Below are 21,487 nucleotides of genomic sequence, written 5' to 3' on the forward strand. Positions count from 1 at the left end.
AATGCGGTTATTCCATTTAACCCTAAGTAGATATATCGATTATTTCTTAAACCACCATCCCTGCATCCCATAAGCAAAACTCACCAAACTTGCCTTTTTTGCTCACGCCTCCAGCCACACGCCCAGCATCAGTCAATACTAGCTCACCATCTTGCGCTTCTAAGTAACCCGCTGCAAGCAACTTATCATTTAACTCTTGGGTCTTGAGACCTAATCCTTTAGCAAGCTTGGCGGTGGTCAGTTTAGAATAACTAGGTGCGGCGTCTGTTGTAGACGTGATGGTTGCGTTGGTAGGATCGCTCATTGTTTTGGTGCTAGGTTCAGGCTGGTTCTCAGTTTCAGTGACTTTTTCAAGAGACATCCTAACTTCATCACTGATACGAATAATGCGTTGCGCTTCTTCATAAGTATCAGCATAAAGCTTAGCATCGTCATTACGATAAATCAGTACGCCCATCTCATTATTATTGACTTGGCTAAATTCGTACAGGTTCAAACTGGTAATAATGCACTCGTTTTCATTCAGGTAGCATTTCGCATGCAAGTTTTTGCAAAAGCTGGTACGAATAAACGTTAAGTTTTTTAACCAGTTTATTTCTTCTGGATGTAAGTCATTTTTGCCATAGACAATGCGAATATCGATTTTTAGACGGTTGCGATCTTCTAGCAGCTCTTTAATGCGTTCATTCAGCTTTAAATATGGGCTAATAATAATCAACCGATCAGACGCATTTTTAATCAATTCTTCTAAATGATAAGTCGTCCCACTGCTATTCAAAAATTTTGCCATGCTCACTTCCTTAGATATGACTGTCAAAAACTTCATAATTATTCACAAAAAAGCCCATCTCTAGCGTACTAGAAATGGGCTTGCTTGCAAACTACTATTGTTCAGTATTGTTTCAAAACATCATTTTAGCAACGACATTTTTAGAGACGGGGCCAACAGAGATTACGCGGGCTTATAGCTATCGCGCAAACTAACGATTTGGTTAAAGACTGGCTTATCAGTGCTATGATCTTCGCTATCGGTGATAAAGTACCCTTCACGCTCAAACTGGAAACGCGTGCCAGCGTCAGCATTGGCTAAAGATGGCTCAACGACAGCATCCAGCTCAGTGAGAGAGTCAGGGTTTAGCGCTTGATGAACATCAGCGACGCCACTTGGGTCTTCAGCACTGAATAGCTGCTCATACATGCGCACGGTCGCTGGTACACCTTGACTGGCTGATACCCAATGAATCACCCCTTTAACCTTGCGGCCTTCCGGATTGTTACCTAGCGTTGCGGGATCAATCGTTGCTTTTAGCTCAACGACATTGCCATTTTCATCAGTGATATGCTCAGTGACGGCTAGCACGTAAGTGTTACGCAGACGAATCTCTGGCTTTTCTGGAGACAGGCGCTTGTAGCCTGCTGGCGGTTCAATCTCGTAATCACCTTGATCGATATACAAAGTCTCGGTAAACGGAATCTCACGCTCACCCATATCGACGTTAGGATGGTTCGGCTGCGTCAACCAAAGCGTCTGCGTGGCATCATCAAAACGCGCGTTCACGCTATCGGCTTTTTGCGTCTCCCAACTACTAACCGCCTCGCTAAAGTTAGTAATCGTCACTTTTAATGGCTTTAGTACCGCCATGCCGCGACCAGTAGTCGTCTCTAATGACTGACGAACGCTAAACTCTAGTAAACGAAAATCAACCACGCTATCGGCTTTGGTCACGCCCACACGCTCACAAAAGTCACGCAAGCCCGCTGGCGTATAACCACGGCGGCGCATACCAGCGATAGTCGGCATACGGGGATCGTCCCAACCACTCACGATACCTTCATCAACGAGCTGCTTAAGCTTACGCTTACTGGTCAATGTATGATCCACATTTAAGCGGCTAAACTCGTACTGATGCGGCGGCACGTCAAAGCCGATCTTGGCGATGACCCAATCATAGAATGGACGATGGTCTTCAAACTCAAGCGTACATAGTGAATGGGTAATACCTTCGAGCGCATCAGAGAGTGGATGCGCAAAGTCATACATTGGATAAATGCACCATTTATCACCAGTCTGATGATGAGATTGGTGCATCACGCGGTAAATGACAGGGTCACGCAGGTTCATATTTGGGCTTGCCATATCGATCTTGGCGCGCAATACCGCCTTACCTTCAGCGTACTTACCGTCTTTCATATCATTGAACAGCGCTAGGTTTTCCTCGACACTAGCATCACGCTGCGGAGATGGCGTTCCCGCTTCATTGAATGAACCACGGTTGTCGCGAATCTGCTCAGGCGTTTGCAAATCGACATAGGCATCGCCTTGCTCAATCAACTGTATTGCCCATGCATGTAGCTGATCAAAATAACTTGACGCGTGATACGCCTCGCCTGCCCACTCAAAACCGAGCCACTTCACATCATTTTCGATATTGTCAATATAATCTTGTTTTTCTGCAGTTGGGTTGGTGTCATCAAAACGCAGGTTACACACCCCGCCGAACTCTTTGGCCACACCAAAGTTTAGGCAGATAGATTTTACGTGACCTAAGTGCAAGTAGCCATTTGGCTCAGGCGGAAAACGTGTGACAATTTGCTGGTATCTTTGCGCATTGACATCGTCACGAATGATATTACGAATAAAGTCGTTTTTTACTTCGTCTTTTTGTGCATTGTTGCTTGAGTGCTCACTCATCGGATATTGCTCCTAACGCAAATTGTCAATTTGTGATACGTGCCATCACGCATCACAAAACGTTCAAAATAAATTATTAAAATAAATTGGGATATAAAAACTCAGATAACGCGTCCGCATTATCACAATTTGTCAAAGCTGATCAAAAATGGCTAAAGTTGCGTTATTCTATCAGCTTTTGCAAACGCATTAACAGCCTGATACATGACACGGGATAAAAAAGCCGTTAGACTACCCGTAACTTTTTAACAACCAACTTTTAACCACCACTTGACAGCGTCATTTAAGGCGCTGCAATCAAAAAGGAATATCCCATGGTAGACATGCCACCAGTAGTAGAACTTGACACCAATATGGGTGCGATCGTTATCGAACTCAACGAAGAAAAAGCGCCAAAGACCGTAGAAAACTTTTTGAACTACGTAAAATCTGGTCAGTATGACGGTACGATTTTCCATCGCATTATTGATGGTTTCATGATTCAAGGCGGCGGAATGGACGCTGAGATGAATGAAAAACCAACCAACGCGCCTATCGAAAATGAAGCGGACAATGGTTTGAAAAACGACAAAGGTACTATCGCAATGGCGCGTACCCAAGATCCACATTCAGCAACTAGCCAGTTCTTCATCAACGTAAAAGACAATGATTTCCTAAACCACACTGGCAAAAATATGCAAGGTTGGGGTTACACTGTATTTGGTAAAGTCACCAGCGGTATGGATGTAATCGAAAAAATGAAAGGCGTCCCAACTGGTCGTTTCGGCATGCATGCTGATGTGCCAAAAGAGCCAGTTGTTATCAACTCTGCGACCATCGTTTCTCAGTAGGTCGTGATAAGTAAGTGTTACTGATAGTCTGACAATAGACGACAAGGATTATGATAAATGCAAACGTTTAATTATCTGATAACGACCCGCCCTCATCAAGTGCGGCAAGTATTGATTAGCGATTTGCATTTATCGCCTCAGGAGCCTGCCTTAGTGCAGGCTTTTTTGGCGCTGCTCGATGACTGTCTTGCTCTGCCCGCGCTCAAACGCCTCTTTATATTGGGTGACTGGTTTGAGATTTGGCTGGGTGATGATATGTATTTATCCCTATTAAAAGAAAAAAGGTCAGAAGACGAGCAGATGGCGCATTGGCTAACCCCATTGATTGCAAAGCTAAAACAGCTACGTATCAATGGCTGTGAAATATTAGTCATGCACGGCAACCGTGATTTTTTGTTAGGACAGCCGTTTTGCAATCTGTTCGGTGGGGAGCTGATAAGCGAGCCTTATACTTTGACTGTTGGTCAGCAGAATTACCGTTTAGAGCACGGTGACGCACTCTGCACCGATGACAAGAAATATCAACTCTTTCGCAAAATTATGCGTAATCGTCTGACTCAGTGGTATTTGCTTAATAAGTCGTTAGAGAAACGCTTAGCCATCGCAGACAACATGCGTAAAAGAAGCCAGCAGAACAATGCCAATAAAGCGGCTTATATCATGGATGTGAATGATGAGGCCGTACGTCAAGCCATTACTACTAGCGATGCTTTATTGCACGGACATACGCATCGTCCAGATATTCATCAGGCGACTGCTGATAAAAAACGCTACGTGCTTGGTGATTGGCGCTTGCTAGATAAAGACACTCGCCAGCCGAAAGTAAGCGCTGTGATTGGTGCAGTGACAGACGACCAGCATTCAAATGACCGTTTGAATAGTAATAATTTAAGCAGTGATGATGCTGAGTTTGGATTATTTGAGTTTGAATTTTTTATCCGCTGAATGGCGTTTTAGACAACGCATCTAAACAATATTTCTTCGATATAAAAAGGGTCTGTTGATCGTTCAACAGACCCTTTTTACGTTTACTACAATCTTGAACTGTTTATTGCTCGCTATCTAAATCCATCAATTTAAAGAAATGCTGACGATAATGCTTTAGCTCACGAATAGAGTCGCGGATATCGTCTAAGGCCAGATGACTGCCCCCTTTTTCAAAGTTCTTTAGAATGTCAGGACGCCAGCGGAAACACAGCTCTTTGATTGAGGACACATCAAGGTTGCGATAATGGAAGAAGCGCTCAAGCTCTGGCATTTGGCGCGCCATAAAGCGGCGATCTTGACAGATAGAGTTGCCGCACATTGGCGATTTACCACTATCGACCCATTTACTCAGAAACTTGATGGTTTCAGCTTCCGCTTCCGCCAATGTCACCGTGCTACGACGCACACGGTCGACCAATCCTGACTGACCATGTTGCTTGGTATTCCAGTCATCCATCTTATTTAAGACTTGATCCGATACCTTGATCGCAAACACAGGCCCTTCAGCAAGCACATTCAAATCTTCGTCAGTCACGACAGTGGCAATCTCGATAATCTCATCGTTTAAGGTATCAAGTCCGGTCATTTCTAAATCAATCCACACCAGCCCTTTTTTGCCTTGATTTTTGATTTTAATCTTATTGGGATGGTCACCGGTAGCCATAAAATATCCTATCATTCATAATTTTGAAAAAACAACTTTAAAAAAAACAACTTTAGAAAAACAATTGAAAAAACGTATTACACGTAGACACCCGTGCTCAGACAGTATTGCAACACGCTATTTGGTTTAGAAAACCTATAGAGTCGTACAATATTACAAAACCCCTGTCTGACGCAGACGCTTTAGGCTGTATGTTAGCAAATTTTCACGCTACACTTAGCAATATTTTTATAATAGGTTAAAACCCATGGCATTAATCCGGCAACGCAAACTGACCAAACAACAGATTCGTCGCATCGACAAGCAGCAATTGTTAAGTCAAGACAGCATCGATGACAGCTTGATGGATGGCGTGGTCATGGCGCATTACGGTAAGCAACTAGAAGTACAGGTAACAAGTCTACCTGCAGTGATACCTGAGCAGCCAGAGATTGCGCCTGATGATCCAGAGCCATTTTGGCAAGCGCTTGCGCTCGGCGATATTTGGCGCTGCCATGTACGCACTAACTTGCCGATGCTAGCCGCTGGTGACCAAGTGCGCTGGAGTGCCGACTCCAACACAGGCTTTGGCCGTATCGAAGCCGTCAAACCGCGTACCTCATTGGTCTCTCGCCCTGACCGTTATCATAAGCTCAAACCTGTTGCCGCCAATGTTGATATTCTGGCCATCGTCTTTGCGCCATTGCCTGCTGCCGCTCCTACTTTGATCGATCGCTATCTGGTCGTCTGCCATCACGCGGGCGTCAAACCACTGCTCGTCCTCAACAAAGCCGATCTGTTGGCACAAGAAAACGGCGTCGATACGAGTGAATTATTGGCACAATATGCTGCACTCGGTTATGAAAGTGTTCTGACGTCGGTCGATTGCCCTGAAAATATCGCCGAGAGTGACGAGCAAGAAGGTCTCGATGAGCTAAAACGCTACATAGACAAAAAGTTGGTCATTTTTGCAGGGCAGTCTGGTGTTGGCAAAAGCAGCCTTATTAACGCCCTACTTCCTGAGTCTGGTCAAAGCGTCAATATCATCTCGCAAAACTCTAAGCTTGGTCAGCATACGACAACGACAAGCCGATTGTTACCATTTAACCCCGAGGATTTGACGCAAGGTGGTATCGTCGATACACCAGGTATTCGCGAGTATGGTATTTGGCACCTCACACCTGACGATATCATCTCAGGCTTTATTGAGCTGGCACCACTAGCTGGCAGCTGCCAATTCCGTGACTGTCGTCATACCCATAACAGCAAAGGCTGCGCGCTGTGGCAAGCCGTGGCTGACGGTACCGTATTACAGCGCCGCGTTGAAAATCTCGTGACGCTACGAGAGGAAGCTGATACTAAGCCTTATTAAGCCCAATTAACATCATTTCAAAGGCAAAATGATAGATTGATTATTGACCGTGTCATCGCCCGTTTACTATAGATGACCTTATCGGTATAATAGCGCCTTGTTCACTATCATTGGGCTGGCTTCTCAGCTCAATAGAACACCTATTTTTTTGGAGGTATGGTTTGGATCGTGCGCTGGAATTTGTGGGCAACCACCCGTTTTTATTTGGTATATTAGCCGTACTTGCTATCCTGTTTTTTACCATTGAAAACAAACGTAGCGGTAGAAAAATATCGCCCAACACCCTTGGCATGATGGTCAACTCTCAGAACGCGCAGCTGATCGATATTCGCGCCAAGAAGAAGTTTGAATCAGGCTATATTCAAGGCAGCCGCAACATCCCGTTCACTGATCTCAAAGAGCGCTTAGCAGAGATTCGTGCGATTGAGCAGCCAGTGATTATTATCTGCGATATGGGTGTGCAAGCAGGCGCTGCGATTCAGATGATTGGTAAAGACAGTGTTTATCGCTTAGAGGGCGGTATTGGCGGCTGGCAAGGCGCTGGTATGCCATTGGTTGGTGTAAAAGACGCTAAATCAAAAAACAAAGCTAAGACCAAGCCTAGTTTAAGCAAATAATAGATTGGCTAAAATATAGCTTCTGACTAAAAAAAGCATCCGATTAACGATAGCAAAATAAAAAGACACCTTAGCAATAGGTGTCTTTTTTTATATCCTGTTTATACTGCTACTGAGGGTTTTAAACTAAGACGGCTTGAATTTGTCATGCTCATCCCCACTGTAGTAATGAGCACAGTTGAATACATGTGCACTTTACTCATTGATAACAGATTCTATCAATACTTAGACTATGATAATTTATCAGGCTATCTATAATAAGTTTGTTATCTCATAAATTTATAAATAAGGATTTACCATGACTGTATCTGTTAAAGTTTATACGACCCCTATCTGCCCATACTGCTCAAACGCCAAACAACTACTAAAAACCAAAGGCGTTGATTACGAAGAAATCAGCATGCATGACATGAGTAGTGAAGATCGTCAAGCGCTGATGAAAAAAACCAATAACTATCGCACTGTGCCACAAATTTTCGTTGGTGAAACCTTTGTCGGTGGCTTTGATGAACTCAACCAAATGAACCAGCAAGGCAAACTTGACGAGCTATTAGCGGGTTAATCTGCTACCTTGCTTTACTGTCTGTCTTTATTGGTTTGAAGATGGACAGTGGCAGACTCAAAAGCCATAGTGAGACGTAACCATAAAAAACATCGAGATTTGATCTTGGTTTATATTACAATGCTTTTTTAAAATCGTAGTTTGCCCCATTATTTGATTTAATTTTAGAGGATTTATCATGGCTGAAGAACAAGCACAACCACAATTGGCACTAGAGCGTATCTATGTAAAAGATATGTCACTTGAAGTACCAGGCGCAAGCGTATTCACCAAAGAGTGGAACCCAGAGCTTGATATCAATTTGTCTAGCAATGCTGAAAAATTAGATGACGATCATTACCAAATCGTCCTAACCGTTAGCGTCACGGCAAAAAATGCTGAAGAAGCGGCATTTATCGCTGAAGTGCATCAAGCAGGTATCTTCTTGTTAAAAGACATCCCAGAAGATCAAATCGGTCAAATCTTGGGTGCATACTGCCCTAACGTGCTGTTCCCATATGCCCGTGAAGTCATCAGCGACATCGTAACGCGCGGTAGCTTCCCGCAATTGCTACTAGCCCCTGTCAACTTTGATCAAGCGTACGCGCAAAGCCAGCAACAAGCACAAGTTGATGCCCAAGGTAATGCGTAAGGGATACTTGAAGGTATATGAGCCTATTGCGTCATATATTTTGATGAGAAAACCGTTTACTTATAATGAGTAAGCGGTTTTTTTGTGGGTGATTTTCAATCATGAGTCAGCAATATGCTGAATGCTTTTTATAGAAGATAAAATTATCCAATATATAAATATTAGCCATAAAAAAAACCCTGCTATTAAACAGGGTCTTCAACGACCACATCGACTGGCTAAATTAATTAGCTAAAATCAAACATCAGCCTTTTAACGCAGACAAAATCTGCTGCTTAACCTCTTCGATGTCTTGCGTGCCATCAAACTTATCGTAGTTTGGCGCATCTGCACCCTCTTTTGCTTTTTCTTGATAAAAACCAACCAATGCAGAGGTTTGCTCATGGTAAGTCGACAGACGGTCGCGAATGGTCGCTTCTTGATCGTCTTCACGCTGGATAAGTGCTTCGCCCGTTACGTCATCGATGCCCTCAACCTTTGGTGGGTTGTGCTGCACATGATATACACGGCCTGAACCTGGATGTTGACGACGACCAGACAGACGATTAACGATCTCATCATCGGGCACACTAATCTCTACCACGTGATCGATGGCAACATCAGCATCGGCAAGTGCTTGTGCTTGAGGAATCGTACGTGGAAAACCATCAAAAATACAGCCATTGGCACAATCAGGCTTTGCAATACGCTCTTTTACGAGATTGATAATGAGGTCATCAGAAACCAGACCACCAGCATTCATGATATCTTTAGCTTTTTTGCCAAGCTCGCTGCCTTCTTTGATAGCAGCACGTAGCATATCACCCGTCGATATCTGCGGAATATCATATTCCTGAGAAATAAACTGGGCTTGAGTACCTTTACCGGCGCCTGGTGGACCTAGCAAAATAATACGCATCATTACACGACTCTCCTGAATTCAATGGGATTTTGGGATTACTACAACTTAGGGATTAATTGATTGCCAAGACACCTTACCTTGTGACCTAACAAACCTCAAGTTTTTTTCTAATTAAGGTCATAAGTTGCCATGACTTATCTTTCCATATAACACTGCTAAGCCTTTTGTGGTCAACAGCATTTATATGAAAAATACTCACAATAACCAGCCATAATACTAGGGGATTTGTTGATTGATTTCTACATTGGCCTGATTTTGGTCAGCACGAATCACAACAGGATTACCTGATAAATCTCCTGACTCTGCGATAGCTGTGCCGCTGTGACTAATACGCGCAATAACAGCCAACTGAACCTTATCAGAACGGGCTGATCTTAGCGTACGCTCTGGCATCATCGCATCAAGATCGCTTAGGCTAATAGTAGCCTCGCCCTGCTTAATCGCACTAATTGGCAAACGCTTGGCAGCAAATGGCGGGCCACCATTCACATCACGAATCGCCACAAACAGCACGTCATCCGCTTTGACCAATGGCATTAGGCTTGAGTTGATCTTAACGGTCACCTCAATGCCCTCAGACGCTTGTTGCTGCTGCATGGTCACATTGGCACTGAGCTCATCTAGACTGGATAGCGCCTGCGTATGGTCGCCTGGTTTGGCAGAAATACTGTCACGCAAGCGTTTGATCCAGCCTTGTGCTTGATCAAAGTTATTTGCTCGCGCCTCACCCATTGCCATGAGCATTTGCGCGCCTTCATGCTGTGGGTTTTTGGCCAATACAGTTTCTAGCACTCGGCGACTATTTTCGTCTAGCTGACCCTTATTAGCAAAGAAATTAATCTGCGCGTAAGTAATCGCAATCTCTTCATTATCAGGTGACAAACGATAAGCACGTGATAAGGCCTCTAGTGCTGAATCGGTCGCCTCTAATGATAAGAACAACTCTGATAGGCGCATCCAACGATTGTAATCGTACGCATGGCGATAGACGTTGGTCTGCATGGCACTAATCAGCTGATTGCCATCTTCAATCGCCCAAGCAGGTGGCTGGTCAATCTTGCCAGTTAATAAGTCATCCGCCACTTGACCTACTTTGTCTTCGCTTGCCCAAAGCTCAAAAACAGGCGTGCGATCTCCGACCATCAAGTACGCCATGGCAGACAGCACAGGTACCCAAAAGACAATGATCAATCGGCTTTTGATACCAGGGGTCACCATCGGTGTCACTTCACGCTGAGCATCCAAAAGCTGGCGTTCAAGCTCAAGTTTTTGGTTTTGATAGTGATGCTCATCAATGATGCCACTGTCTTTATCTGTTTTCAGCTCTGCTAAGCGCTCACGAAATACGGCAACGTTGATACCTAATAGCTGATTGTCCAAAGGCTTACTATGCGTACGCGGTGCTCTCAACCATGGTTTGATGGCTATAACAGCAAGCAATAAGGCGGTCAGTAAGCTCAGCGCAATAAATAAGCCAACCGTAGAAAATATGGTCATTTTTTGCCCCCAAGGCTTGTAATATCGTGAACGTCTTTATTATCAGCACGTGACAATAAGCGCTCAAGCTCCGCTTTTTCGGCAACAGATAGCGCCTCAGCGGTATTATCTGCTGTCATGCCGCTTGCACCACTCGCAACAAGCTGACGTCGTTTACTTTGCCAAAACCAACCTACTAACAAGATGATGAGCAATAATGGTGGGAAAAACCATAAGATCCACGTTGAAGGACGCACTGGTGGCTTATAGCTGATAAAGTCGCCATAACGTTCCTGCATATAGGCACGAATCTCACCATCGCTACGACCATCTTTGACCAAATCGTAGGTTTTTTGCTTTAAGTCTTGGGCAATTGGGGCATCAGAGCCTGCTAGGTTTTGGTTCTGGCATTTTGGACAACGCAGCTCTTCGATAAGACCACGATACTGTGCCTCTTGCTGTACAGAGTCAAAATCATAGACATCAATAGCAGCAAAACTGGCCATACTGAATAGACAAGCGATAAGCAAGCTTGCTAACTTTATCGTAACGGATTTTATTTGATATGCTATCATTGACACGCCTCCTCAACCTGACTTGGCTCTAAACTGACGCCATTATTATTGGCATCATTAAGCACCATCAAGCAAGGCGCAATACGGCTTTGCCAGTTGCTCTCATTGACCTCACCGATAATATGCTGACGAATAATCCCTTCACCATCGACGACAAAAGTCTCAGGCGCGCCAGTCAGTCCCAAATCTAAAGCAAACTGCCCCGATAGATCCTGAATAGACATCGAAAACGGGTCGCCGCCTTTATTCAAATATCCTAAGGCATCCCCAATATCATCTTTATAGTTGACACCGACCAAATTGACACCGCGCTCCTCCAATTTCATTAAGAAAGGATGCTCGATGATGCAAGTAGGACACCATGATCCCCAGATATTCATCAAGAACGGCTCATCAGGCAGGTTATCATTGGTCATGATGCGACTGGTATCTGACAATAGCGGCAACTCAAAAGCCGGTACTGGGCGCTCAAGTGCTGTGTTCGTCACGATATCCGTCGGTTTGCCCAAGCGCATATACAGCATGGCAACCAGACCAATAAAAATCACCAGCGGAATCAAAAAACCTAATTTAAGCGACTTTTTGCGTTTGGTATTCTTATTGCTTTGCTGAGCCTGTTTATCAGGTGCATTGTTTGAGGTCGTCATATTACTGATCCCCTGTCTTGATAGCTTGCGATTCCAAATCTGCCACCGTAGCAAAGCCTGATTTTTTGGCAGCGATTTGCGCAGGTGTTCTGGTTTTCTTAATACGGTAACGCTTGTCTAGCATACTGAGCAATGCACCAAATGCCATAATCAGCGCACCTAGCCATATCCAGCGAATGAGCGGTTTGACATAGATACGAAATGCCCATTCGTTGCTGTTTTCGGCGATCGGCTCACCAAGAGCGACATACACATCACGCATAAGACTGGCATCGATTGCCGCCTCAGTCATCGGCATCATACTGATAATATAGTTACGTTTTTCAGGATGTAGCGTCGTCACCGTTTGACCGTCTTTACTGACCGTAACCTCAGCTTGTGTGGCGTCAAAGTTACTGCCTTTTACTTCACTGAAACCTTTTACAGTAAAGTCATACCCTTGGACATTGACACTATCATTTGGTCCCAGCGCCACATCACGCTCAATACTGAGCGTACTGGTAAATGCCACCCCAATAACTGCAACGATGACCCCAATATGGGCGATTTGTTGACCCCAATAGCTCAAACGCAGCTGACGTAATCCGTTTAATCGACTCGGTGCATTTTTGATTTTATCTTTAAAATCGATCACCATCCATAAAAGCACCCAAAAGCTCACTGCCAACGTGACGCCAATATTTAGCATCGCTGATGGACTCGTAAAATAGGCAATAATCGCCGCCAACACCAGACTGCTCACAGCGATAACCATGCCAGCACCCAATAGTGGGCGGCTGTCTTGTTTCCAGCGAATATTAGAGCCCATACCCATCGCCACGAGCAAAAGCCACGTTAAGGGTACAAATAGCGCGTTGAAATAGGGAGGGCCAACAGATACCTGACCTAAATTGAAAGAATCGGCAATAATAGGATATAGCGTGCCAAGCAACACCACCAAAGTCGAAATCAAAATAATAACGTTATTAATCACCAAGAATGACTCGCGTGAGATCAGTCGATATTGACTCTCAACCGTCAAGCGCCAACCACGTACCGCAAACATCAGCAGACCACCGCCGATAATGACGCCAAGAATGGCCAGAATAACGAGACCACGCGTCGGGTCAGCAGCAAATGAATGGACGGAAGTGATCACCCCTGAACGTACAAGGAATGTGCCTAGCAAACTAAGTGCAAAGGCAAAGATTGCCAGCATGATGGTCCACGCTTTGAACACACCGCGCTTTTCAGTGACCGCAAGTGAGTGTAGCAATGCCGTACCTGCCAGCCATGGCATCAGTGAGGCGTTCTCTACTGGATCCCAAAACCACCAGCCGCCCCAGCCAAGCTCATAATATGCCCACCATGAGCCAAGTGCGATACCAACCGTCAAGAAACCCCAAGCCGCCTGCGCCCACGGACGCGACCAGCGTGTCCACACCGCATCCAAGCGCCCTTCCCACAACGCTGCCATGCAAAAAGCAAATGGCACGACCATGCCTACGTAGCCCATGTAAAGCATCGGTGGATGAATAATCAAACCAAAATCTTGCAAGACAGGGTTTAGATCCGCGCCATCAACTGGCAAATTGGGCAAGGTACGATCAAATGGCGATGAGGTAAAGATCAACATCGCTAGCATCATCATCTGCACGCCTGCCAATATCACAAGAACACGCGCACGCATGGACAGCGGTAATCCGCGGCTAAAATAAGACACCAGCGCACACCAAGTGGCCATAATGGTCATCCAAAGCAGCAATGACCCTTCATGACCGCCCCACGTTGCAGATAGCTTATAATACCAAGGCAGTAACGTATTGGAGTGCTGAGTGACATAGACGAGGCTAAAGTCATTATAATAAAAGCCTGCCATCAGCGCAGCAAATGATGTGACCATGGCCGCAAATTGCGCCCATGCAAGACTTGGTGCTAGACGCTGCCAAGCGACGTGGTCGCGCATGACACCAATGGTTGGTAGTACCACCTGCAAAATCGCCAGTATAAAAGCGGCCAGCAAGGCAAAATAACCCAATTCTGTGATTAACATACGGTCTAACCTTGTTTACCTTGGATACCATTAAGGGTTCACCGATGGCATCGCTAGCCACTGGCAAACGCTAAATAGTCCCTTTATGCGGTCATAGTTTACGGTTAAAAACTGAGGTTTCGATAGCTGTAGAAGCACCTAAAACCCGCTACTATCATTGTGACGTATCAATCTGAATGATTGATACAAAATGCTGACCTATCATTGGCCTTGCATTGTTTTATTGACTCAAACTGTATGAGATATTGCTGTTTTTGACTATTTGAAAATACTGTTTATCGTGTTATTGCTTATGGCATCGAGGGGAAAAATACCAATACCAGATGTAACCACCCTGCCAAAAACCCAGTCAGACCACCCAAGATAATCAGCGTCATCTCATCCTCACGAAAAGCAGGACGCAGCAAATTCTGAAACTCGCTGGGCGTCAGCGCCCTTATTCTATCGCGAAACAGACCAAAAATCTTACTGGCGCGACTTTCATTGAGCTCAGGATCTCGCAGTGGCACCATAGTCGCCACAATCGACTTATCAATAATAGTGTTTTTGAGCTGTCCATAATCACGGCGGCCCAATCCCACACGTAATGTCGTACTAATAACTGGTGACTCAAGCACCGTATATAGATGCGACTTCATCAGCTCACGAGTTTGCGCTGAGCGATCACCATACATCATCTCGTTCATGATGTTCTCAAGGGTAACCAAATCTTTTACCACAATCTCAGCAAAAACTTCAGACACTTCCTCTTGGCGCTTCATAAAGCCGCCCTGCAGACGATACCTTGCGATATGAGGCATGACTGGCTTGATAAAGGGGAAGCGGCTCTGCACCGAAAAAAGCTTTAAATACGGGATAAAATGCGGCTCTATTGGATTAAATACCATCCAAATCGCAATCCAATTGGTCAAAAATCCCCAAATCGCAGCAAAAAATGGCACCGTCCAATGCTGCGGCACCACTAAAAATATAAACATTTGGATAATACCAAACACCAAGCCAATCAAAGCACTGATGTGCCAGATAAAATTGATCTCTTTTTGCCCAACCTTCAAGAACATATTGACCATCAGACGACGATCGTTCTCCATCGTATTGACGATCATCTTGCGCATATCGACCAGATCTTCGACATGATACGTCAAATCTGTCACCAGCGACTGCATGATACTAGGCAGTTCTTTGTGGGCTTGAGCATAGACGCGGCGTTTTACCGCATAAGGCAAGTTGCCCCACAGTGCGGGCGAATGATCCAGCATAATCTCATCAATCAATGGCTCAAGGTTTTTGTCCACCGTATCAGTGACAAATAGCGCCATTTGCTCAGGTTCCATCGCTTGGAAAAATTCATCTAATGAGCCGAGCTTTGACAATGTCTGATCAACGATAACCCCTGATATTTTGCCTGCCTTGCGTGGGACGATACCTTGCCAGCCGATACCTGGTAACCCAAAAAATGGAAAATTTGGAATACGAATACCCCAAAACTTAATGGGATAAAACAGCATCTTGAGCGCCATCCATACATGCACCCACGTAACAAATGCCGTCACTGGTGGAATAGTTAGCATGGCAAAAAACTCTGGGTGCTCAGCGATCGTCTGCCACAATGAATTTATGTCCATGACTTTTCTAGTTCCTGACAGGTTGATTGTCGTTGCTAATATGGTCGCGACTGATAACAAGCCGCTAGCAAAATTGAAACGTCTCAAAAAGACGCTCTGTCTCTAACCACTACTATAAAATAAATCGCCTGATTTTAGCATACTTGCCATTTTTTAGCACATGGACACCCTTGGCAAGTTGTGACTAAAGATAACATCTTTTAAATCCTATATTGAGCCATAAATATACTGAGATAGCGCATCGCTTATGCAATATATGACCACAACAAAATAAGCATCTGAGTACTGCGCCTTCTCATTTGTTCTGTTATAATTTGTAGTGCAAAAAGAAAGACTGCCTGCGTACTAGCTGACGCATTTTTATTTTGAGTCACACCCCCTCTATGTAATTGAAATACTTTGCATTATCCTTTAAACTCACCGCGTTTTGGTTAACCAACCTGCCCTTTTACCTCTTTATTATTGACTCACTGACCGATTGGGCTCTGATTTTCTATGAATAAACCGCTAACTCCCAATACCGAACAGGTCAACAGTACCTTTACCAACCGTATTATTATCTTTGGAATTTTAATATTGCTGGGTTTGGGCGGCCTGATAACGCGTTATGGTTATTTGCAAGTCTATGCCCATGATAAGTACACCACCCAGTCAGACAATAACCGCATTAAACTGATATCTGCACCGCCTAGCCGCGGTTATATTTATGATCGTAACGGGATAATTTTGGCGGATAACCAGCCAGTCTTTACCGCCATGCTAAGCCCTGATGAGGTTGATAACCCTGAGCGCACGCTCAGCTTGCTGGCGCCTATTTTTGATTTGACAGCAGAAGACATCACTGACATTTTGGCGCGCTTGAGCAAAAACAAAAACGACCCTGTGACCATCAAAATCGATCTCACAGAGGCACAGTTAGCTCAGTTTAGTGAGCGTAAGCCGTTCTTTCGCGGTGTTTCTATCCAAAGTAAGCTGACGCGTGATTATCCTTATGATGAGCTATTTGCTCATGTGATCGGTTACGTTGGTCGTATTAACGATAAAGAGTCTAAGCGTATTGATAAGGACCGCTATGCAGGTACTGATCTGATCGGTAAGATTGGTATTGAAGACTATTACGAAGATATTTTGCTTGGGCAACCAGGCTATCAGTCGGTAGAAACAGATGCTCACGGCAATATCCTACGTCAATTGGACACGAAACCGCCTACCTCTGGTAACGATATCACGTTGAGCTTGGATTATGGGCTGCAAAAGGTCGCCCAGCAGCAGCTAGATGGCCGCCGCGGTGCAATCGTCGCAATAGATCCCAAAAATGGCGATGTGCTGGCTTTTGTCAGTAACCCAAGCTATGATCCCAATCCTTTTATCTCAGGGATTTCGTTCAAAGACTATGATGCCCTGCGAGAAGATCTCGATCAGCCCTTGTACAATCGCGCCCTCCAAGGGACATACCCACCTGGCTCGACCATCAAACCATTCGAGGGTCTAGGTGGCATTCACTATGGCTTGCGAGATTGGAACAGCACTATTTATGATCCTGGCTATTTTAGTTTACCAGGAGACAGCCATCGGTTTCGTGATTGGAAACGTGGCGGTCATGGCACGGTCGATCTAAAGAAATCTATCCAAATGTCGGTTGATACTTACTATTATAAACTGGCCTATGAGATGGGTATTCAGCGTCTACACGACTGGATGGTGCGCTTTGGTTTTGGGGACAAGACTGGTATTGATCTTCCTAACGAAAAATCAGGCATCATGCCATCACCGAAATGGAAAAAAGACACGTATGATAAAGACTGGCTACCGGGTGAAACCATCTCTGTCAGTATTGGACAAGGCTATTTCTTAGCCACGCCACTACAGATTGCTAATGCCACTGCCATGACCGCCAGTAAAGGTAAACATATTACCCCGCATTTGCTCAAGAGCAGTGACGGCGCGGCAGAGGTAAAAGTGATCACCAAACCAGATGGCAAAATTGAATACAACGGTCAGCCCTCTGACTGGCTACGCATGCATGATGCAATGGAAAGCGTGGTAGAAAACGGCACAGGTCGCGGCATCTATACCCCGCGTTATCGTATCGCTGGCAAAACCGGCACCGCACAGGTCAAGTCTATTGCTCAAGGCAAACGCTATGATAAATCGGCAATCGATAAGCGTCATTGGGATCATGCGTGGTTCAATGGCTTTGCGCCCGTAGAAGATCCACAGATTGCACTTGCCGTATTGGTCGAAAACGGTGGCGGTGGTAGTACGACTGCCGCGCCTATCGGCCGTGCCCTATTTGACTACTGGATGCTACAACGCAAAACTGATCCGGTACTCCCGCCTTCAGCCGATGAGCTCAAAGTCATCAAGCGCCAAAAGGCCTTTGAGAAAGCCTTGAAGGATGCCTTGCGTGAAAAAGAGGCAAAAGCGTTAGCAGAACAGGAAGCAGCAGAAGCAGAGGCGCAAACAGCAGCAGTCACCTCTGAATAGCGACATTTTGATAGACATCTCTAACCATTACCCGTCATGTCTAATAAGTAGAGATGCCTCAAAAAAAAGACAATAAAAGAGACACGAGCATGAAAAAACCCACGAGCGGGCGCACAGCAAAAAAGAACCCTAAAGCAAAAAGTGCGGCGGGTGATGTTCGTATCATTGGTGGGCAGTTCAAGCGCCGTATTGTCAGCTTCATCGAGGCAGATGGCTTACGCCCAACGCCCGACCGCCTGCGAGAGACATTATTTAACTGGTTATTGGCCGATATTCACGGTGCACGCGTACTCGATAGCTGTGCTGGTAGTGGCGTATTAGGGTTTGAGGCGTTGTCCCGCGGCGCAGCTCACACCACTTTTATTGAAGTTAATACAGCACAAAGCAACATGCTACGTCAAAGTGCTGAGCAATTACGCCTTGATACCACAGCTTACACGGTTATCACTGGCACGGCTGAGCAAGTACTGAGTCAACACCAGCCGATTGAGCACCCGTTTGATATCGTATTCATCGATCCCCCTTATGCTCAGGATCTATGGCAGCTTATTTTGAGTACGCTGATTACCAATGCATTGATTGACCAATCAACGCTAATTTACTTAGAAGCGGATAAAGATTTAACACCTCAGCTTGAGCAACTAGAAGAGCAGCTTAATGAAAATCGCGACGCCCAACTAGAGACAACTCAGCAAATGATATGCTTTGAATGCGTAAAGCAAACCAAAGTTGGACAAGTTGTCGCTGGACTTTATCGGCTGTCACCGTCATAATTACACCCTAATTGCTAAGCGCATCATTAGCAGTTATTCGTTAAGCAATATTTAGTAAACCCTTCAATACCTGTAAAAATGTTTAAAACCGCTTAAAAACTAGCCAAACACTGCAGTTTAATGTATAAAGGCGAAAATAAACCCCAATGCAGCTTGCAAGCGTAGGCGCTACTGCTTATAATGTGCAGTCTGTTTTTTGAGAGCCCCGTTCCCAGCTAAACTCTCAACGAATTCTAATTTTAAGGTTTTATCATGAAAACACTTAGTGCAAAACCAGCTGAAGTGACCCATGACTGGTATGTCGTAGATGCTGACGGCAAAACCCTTGGTCGCTTAGCCACTCAAATCGCAACTCGCTTACGTGGCAAGCACAAGCCTTCTTATACTCCGCACGTAGATACTGGTGACTTCATTGTTGTCATCAACGCAGAAAAAATCGCGGTAACGGGTAAGAAAGCGCAAGACAAAAAGTACTATCGTCACAGTGGCTACCCAGGTGGTATTAAAGAAACCAACTTCACAAAGCTGATTGCACATAAGCCTGAAGATGTTCTACACAAAGCAGTTAAGGGTATGCTTCCAAAGGGCCCTCTTGGCTATGCGATGATCAAGAAGCTGAAACTATATGCGGGTACTGAACATCCACATACTGCACAGCAACCTAAAGAACTAGACATCTAAGGATATACTTATGGAACGCAATTACGGAACTGGTCGCCGCAAGACGTCTACTGCTCGTGTCTTTTTATCAAAAGGTACTGGTAGTATTGTTGTTAACGGTAAGCCACTAGACGAATACTTCAGCCGTGAAACTTCACGCATGGTTGTTCGTCAGCCATTAGAACTACTAGACTCTGCTAACCAGTATGACTTATATGTCACTGTTGCAGGTGGTGGTATCAGTGGTCAAGCGGGCGCAATCCGCCACGGCATCACACGTGCATTGATCGAAGCTGACGAAACTTTGAAGCCTGCCCTAAAAGCAGCTGGTTTTGTTACTCGTGATTCACGTCAAGTTGAACGTAAGAAACTGGGTCTACGTAAAGCACGTAAACGTCCACAGTTCTCAAAACGTTAATCAAAGCACTTTCTTATCTTTTTGCTGCTGTTGTCTTTTTCTCGGAGCGATGGTAGCAAACTCAAATAAGAGAAGCGTTTTGCAAAGCCTTATAAGCTGGTCACAGCTTATAAGGCTTTTTTATGCCTGCTGATTGGCCTATAGGTAGTGTGGCTATAGTAGGACCTCAATAACATTGATACAGCATAGGAAACGCGCTCGATTAAACGATACTTTTCTTGCTTGCTGTGACTGCGTCTCCAGAGGCTGCGAAAAATAGCGTTTAATCTTGCTATACCATTTTTATAATGGTTTCACTATATCTCTCATTGCAATAGCTATCGATATACGTACTTTATATTAGCACTGCAAATTAAGAACCTTATAAACATTCTCACTTGCAAAGCATTTGAGCCTACCCCATCATATCAATAACTTTTCATCATTAGCTGCAATGTGATACACGGTGCGGCAGAAGGATATTATGAAAGCGCCAGAACAATACGATCCTAGTAAACCCTCCAACACTAACGGCATACCATCATCCAGTAGGCAGCAATCCAATAAGTCGCCTGCTATACCTGCTGGCACCCCAACGATTACGCAAAATCAAAAGCGTACCGCGCAAGCAGAAAACAAGCCCTTTCAATGGCAGTTTTTATTGCCAAAGTATTGGGGTATTTGGTTGTTGTTTTTGGTGATGTTACCCATGATATATTTGCCACTGCGTTGGCAGTTTTGGCTAGGTCGTAAGCTCGGCATATTGATTTATAACGCTGCAGGCTCCCGTAGGCGTGACACTCTGATTAATCTAAAGCTGGCGTTTCCAGAAAAGCCAGAAGCTGAGCGTGAATTGATGGCAAAGCAAGTCTTTGTCAATCAAGGTATTGGGGTGTTTGAAACCCTATGTGCTTGGTTCCGTCCAAATATATTTACTAGAACGGTATCTATTTCGGGATTACAGCATCTTGTTAATGCGCAAAACGAGCAGCGTCCGGTTATTCTATTGGGTGCGCATTATACGATGCTGGATTTGGGCGGCTTACTGTGTTCTCAATTCTTCCCTGTCGATTGTATGTACCGTACGCAAAACAACCCTTTACTGGACTGGTTTATCTATAATGGTCGTACCAATATATTCGGTAAGCAAATCTCCAGCCGTGACATGCGAAGCCTAGTCACCTCTATCAAAGCAGGTCATGTGATTTGGTATTCCCCCGATCAGGACTATGGTCTAAAACAAGGGGTTATGGCGCCATTCTTTGGCGTGCCAGCAGCGACCATCACCGCATCACGCCGTATGGCAAAATTAGGCAGCAAAACGCATCCACCCGCCGTGATGGCGCTACACACCTATCGGCAGACACCAGATAATCTACCACGTGGTAAGCGACCTCATTATCACTTGACCATCACCCCAGAGCTTGAGAACTACCCAAGTCAAGATGAGGTTGCGGATGCTACTCGGGTTAATGAAGTTTTAGAGGGACTCATACGTATTGATCCGACTCAGTGGATGTGGTTTCATCGGCGCTTTAAACATGGGCCAAATGGTCGTACGGATATCTATAAGTAGGCCT

General features: G+C 45.0%; 20 protein-coding genes. 11 read left to right on the forward strand and 9 right to left on the reverse strand.

Going from position 1 to position 21,487, the window contains the following annotated elements; genetic code table 11:
• Window positions 1-46: 46 nt before the first annotated feature.
• Both CUR83_RS09745 and CUR83_RS09750 read right to left on the reverse strand, forming a co-directional pair.
• Window positions 47-790 carry a phospholipase D family protein gene (locus CUR83_RS09745; protein WP_223333051.1) on the reverse strand — a complete coding sequence of 248 codons (744 nt, stop codon included), beginning with the start codon at window positions 788-790 and terminating at the stop codon, window positions 47-49.
• Window positions 791-952: 162 nt separating this feature from the next.
• Window positions 953-2,692: a glutamine--tRNA ligase/YqeY domain fusion protein gene (locus CUR83_RS09750; RefSeq protein WP_212564334.1), complete on the reverse strand. Its 1,740-nt coding sequence runs from the start codon at window positions 2,690-2,692 to the stop codon at window positions 953-955.
• 314 nt (window positions 2,693-3,006) lie between these two features.
• Here CUR83_RS09750 and CUR83_RS09755 point away from each other — a divergent pair, with 314 nt between their 5' ends.
• Window positions 3,007-3,522, forward strand: a complete 516-nt coding sequence (locus tag CUR83_RS09755; protein ID WP_071001973.1) for a peptidylprolyl isomerase — start codon at window positions 3,007-3,009, stop codon at window positions 3,520-3,522.
• Window positions 3,523-3,579: 57 nt separating this feature from the next.
• Window positions 3,580-4,467: a UDP-2,3-diacylglucosamine diphosphatase gene (locus CUR83_RS09760; RefSeq protein ID WP_284719554.1), complete on the forward strand. Its 888-nt coding sequence runs from the start codon at window positions 3,580-3,582 to the stop codon at window positions 4,465-4,467.
• Between the two features lie 103 nt (window positions 4,468-4,570).
• Here the strand turns inward: CUR83_RS09760 and orn are convergent, their stop codons facing one another.
• Window positions 4,571-5,173: an oligoribonuclease gene (gene orn, locus CUR83_RS09765; protein ID WP_212564332.1), complete on the reverse strand. Its 603-nt coding sequence runs from the start codon at window positions 5,171-5,173 to the stop codon at window positions 4,571-4,573.
• A 247-nt stretch (window positions 5,174-5,420) separates the two neighbouring features.
• Here orn and rsgA point away from each other — a divergent pair, with 247 nt between their 5' ends.
• The 4 genes from rsgA (at window position 5,421) to secB (ending at window position 8,334) form a co-directional block, all read left to right on the forward strand.
• Window positions 5,421-6,524, forward strand: coding sequence for a ribosome small subunit-dependent GTPase A (gene rsgA / locus CUR83_RS09770; protein ID WP_284719555.1), 1,104 nt, complete (start codon window positions 5,421-5,423; stop codon window positions 6,522-6,524).
• A 161-nt stretch (window positions 6,525-6,685) separates the two neighbouring features.
• Window positions 6,686-7,141, forward strand: a complete 456-nt coding sequence (locus CUR83_RS09775) for a rhodanese-like domain-containing protein (protein WP_058025919.1) — start codon at window positions 6,686-6,688, stop codon at window positions 7,139-7,141.
• Window positions 7,142-7,439: 298 nt separating this feature from the next.
• Window positions 7,440-7,703 (forward strand): glutaredoxin 3, encoded by a 264-nt coding sequence (grxC, locus tag CUR83_RS09780; RefSeq protein ID WP_058025920.1) that lies wholly within the window; start codon window positions 7,440-7,442, stop codon window positions 7,701-7,703.
• A gap of 178 nt (window positions 7,704-7,881) precedes the next feature.
• Complete coding sequence (secB, locus tag CUR83_RS09785) at window positions 7,882-8,334, forward strand: protein-export chaperone SecB (protein WP_058025921.1); 453 nt, start codon at window positions 7,882-7,884, stop codon at window positions 8,332-8,334.
• Between the two features lie 244 nt (window positions 8,335-8,578).
• On the opposite strand, the gene adk is transcribed toward secB, so the two are convergent.
• The 6 genes from adk to CUR83_RS09815 form a co-directional block, all read right to left on the reverse strand.
• Window positions 8,579-9,235 carry an adenylate kinase gene (adk, locus tag CUR83_RS09790; RefSeq protein ID WP_284719556.1) on the reverse strand — a complete coding sequence of 219 codons (657 nt, stop codon included), beginning with the start codon at window positions 9,233-9,235 and terminating at the stop codon, window positions 8,579-8,581.
• 216 nt (window positions 9,236-9,451) lie between these two features.
• Window positions 9,452-10,732 (reverse strand): c-type cytochrome biogenesis protein CcmI, encoded by a 1,281-nt coding sequence (ccmI, locus tag CUR83_RS09795; RefSeq protein WP_186474121.1) that lies wholly within the window; start codon window positions 10,730-10,732, stop codon window positions 9,452-9,454.
• Window positions 10,729-11,217 carry a cytochrome c-type biogenesis protein gene (locus CUR83_RS09800; RefSeq protein WP_379542903.1) on the reverse strand — a complete coding sequence of 163 codons (489 nt, stop codon included), beginning with the start codon at window positions 11,215-11,217 and terminating at the stop codon, window positions 10,729-10,731. Before CUR83_RS09800 ends, ccmI begins: the two co-directional genes overlap by 4 nt.
• Window positions 11,218-11,282: 65 nt before the next feature.
• Window positions 11,283-11,933 carry a DsbE family thiol:disulfide interchange protein gene (locus CUR83_RS09805; protein ID WP_083328848.1) on the reverse strand — a complete coding sequence of 217 codons (651 nt, stop codon included), beginning with the start codon at window positions 11,931-11,933 and terminating at the stop codon, window positions 11,283-11,285.
• Window position 11,934: 1 nt separating this feature from the next.
• Window positions 11,935-13,965, reverse strand: coding sequence for a heme lyase CcmF/NrfE family subunit (locus CUR83_RS09810; protein ID WP_284719557.1), 2,031 nt, complete (start codon window positions 13,963-13,965; stop codon window positions 11,935-11,937).
• A 290-nt stretch (window positions 13,966-14,255) separates the two neighbouring features.
• Window positions 14,256-15,590: a DUF445 domain-containing protein gene (locus CUR83_RS09815; protein ID WP_071001980.1), complete on the reverse strand. Its 1,335-nt coding sequence runs from the start codon at window positions 15,588-15,590 to the stop codon at window positions 14,256-14,258.
• 495 nt (window positions 15,591-16,085) lie between these two features.
• Between CUR83_RS09815 and mrdA the strand changes: the two genes are divergently transcribed.
• The 5 genes from mrdA to CUR83_RS09840 all read left to right on the forward strand — a co-directional run bounded on the left by mrdA (window position 16,086) and on the right by CUR83_RS09840 (window position 21,483).
• Entirely contained in the window at window positions 16,086-18,077 is a 1,992-nt protein-coding gene (gene mrdA, locus CUR83_RS09820; RefSeq protein WP_284719558.1) for a penicillin-binding protein 2, read from the forward strand.
• A gap of 89 nt (window positions 18,078-18,166) precedes the next feature.
• A complete protein-coding gene (rsmD, locus tag CUR83_RS09825) occupies window positions 18,167-18,850 on the forward strand; it encodes a 16S rRNA (guanine(966)-N(2))-methyltransferase RsmD (protein WP_284719559.1) in 684 nt (227 codons plus the stop codon).
• 252 nt (window positions 18,851-19,102) lie between these two features.
• Window positions 19,103-19,531, forward strand: a complete 429-nt coding sequence (gene rplM, locus CUR83_RS09830) for a 50S ribosomal protein L13 (protein ID WP_058025928.1) — start codon at window positions 19,103-19,105, stop codon at window positions 19,529-19,531.
• A gap of 10 nt (window positions 19,532-19,541) precedes the next feature.
• Window positions 19,542-19,928 (forward strand): 30S ribosomal protein S9, encoded by a 387-nt coding sequence (rpsI, locus tag CUR83_RS09835; RefSeq protein WP_058025929.1) that lies wholly within the window; start codon window positions 19,542-19,544, stop codon window positions 19,926-19,928.
• Between the two features lie 463 nt (window positions 19,929-20,391).
• The gene (locus CUR83_RS09840; RefSeq protein ID WP_212564325.1) at window positions 20,392-21,483 is read left to right on the forward strand and encodes an LpxL/LpxP family acyltransferase; all 1,092 of its coding nucleotides are present in this window, start codon (window positions 20,392-20,394) and stop codon (window positions 21,481-21,483) included.
• The last annotated feature ends 4 nt before the right edge of the window (window positions 21,484-21,487 follow it).

The organism is Psychrobacter pocilloporae, assembly GCF_029872915.1.
Lineage (GTDB): Bacteria > Pseudomonadota > Gammaproteobacteria > Pseudomonadales > Moraxellaceae > Psychrobacter > Psychrobacter pacificensis.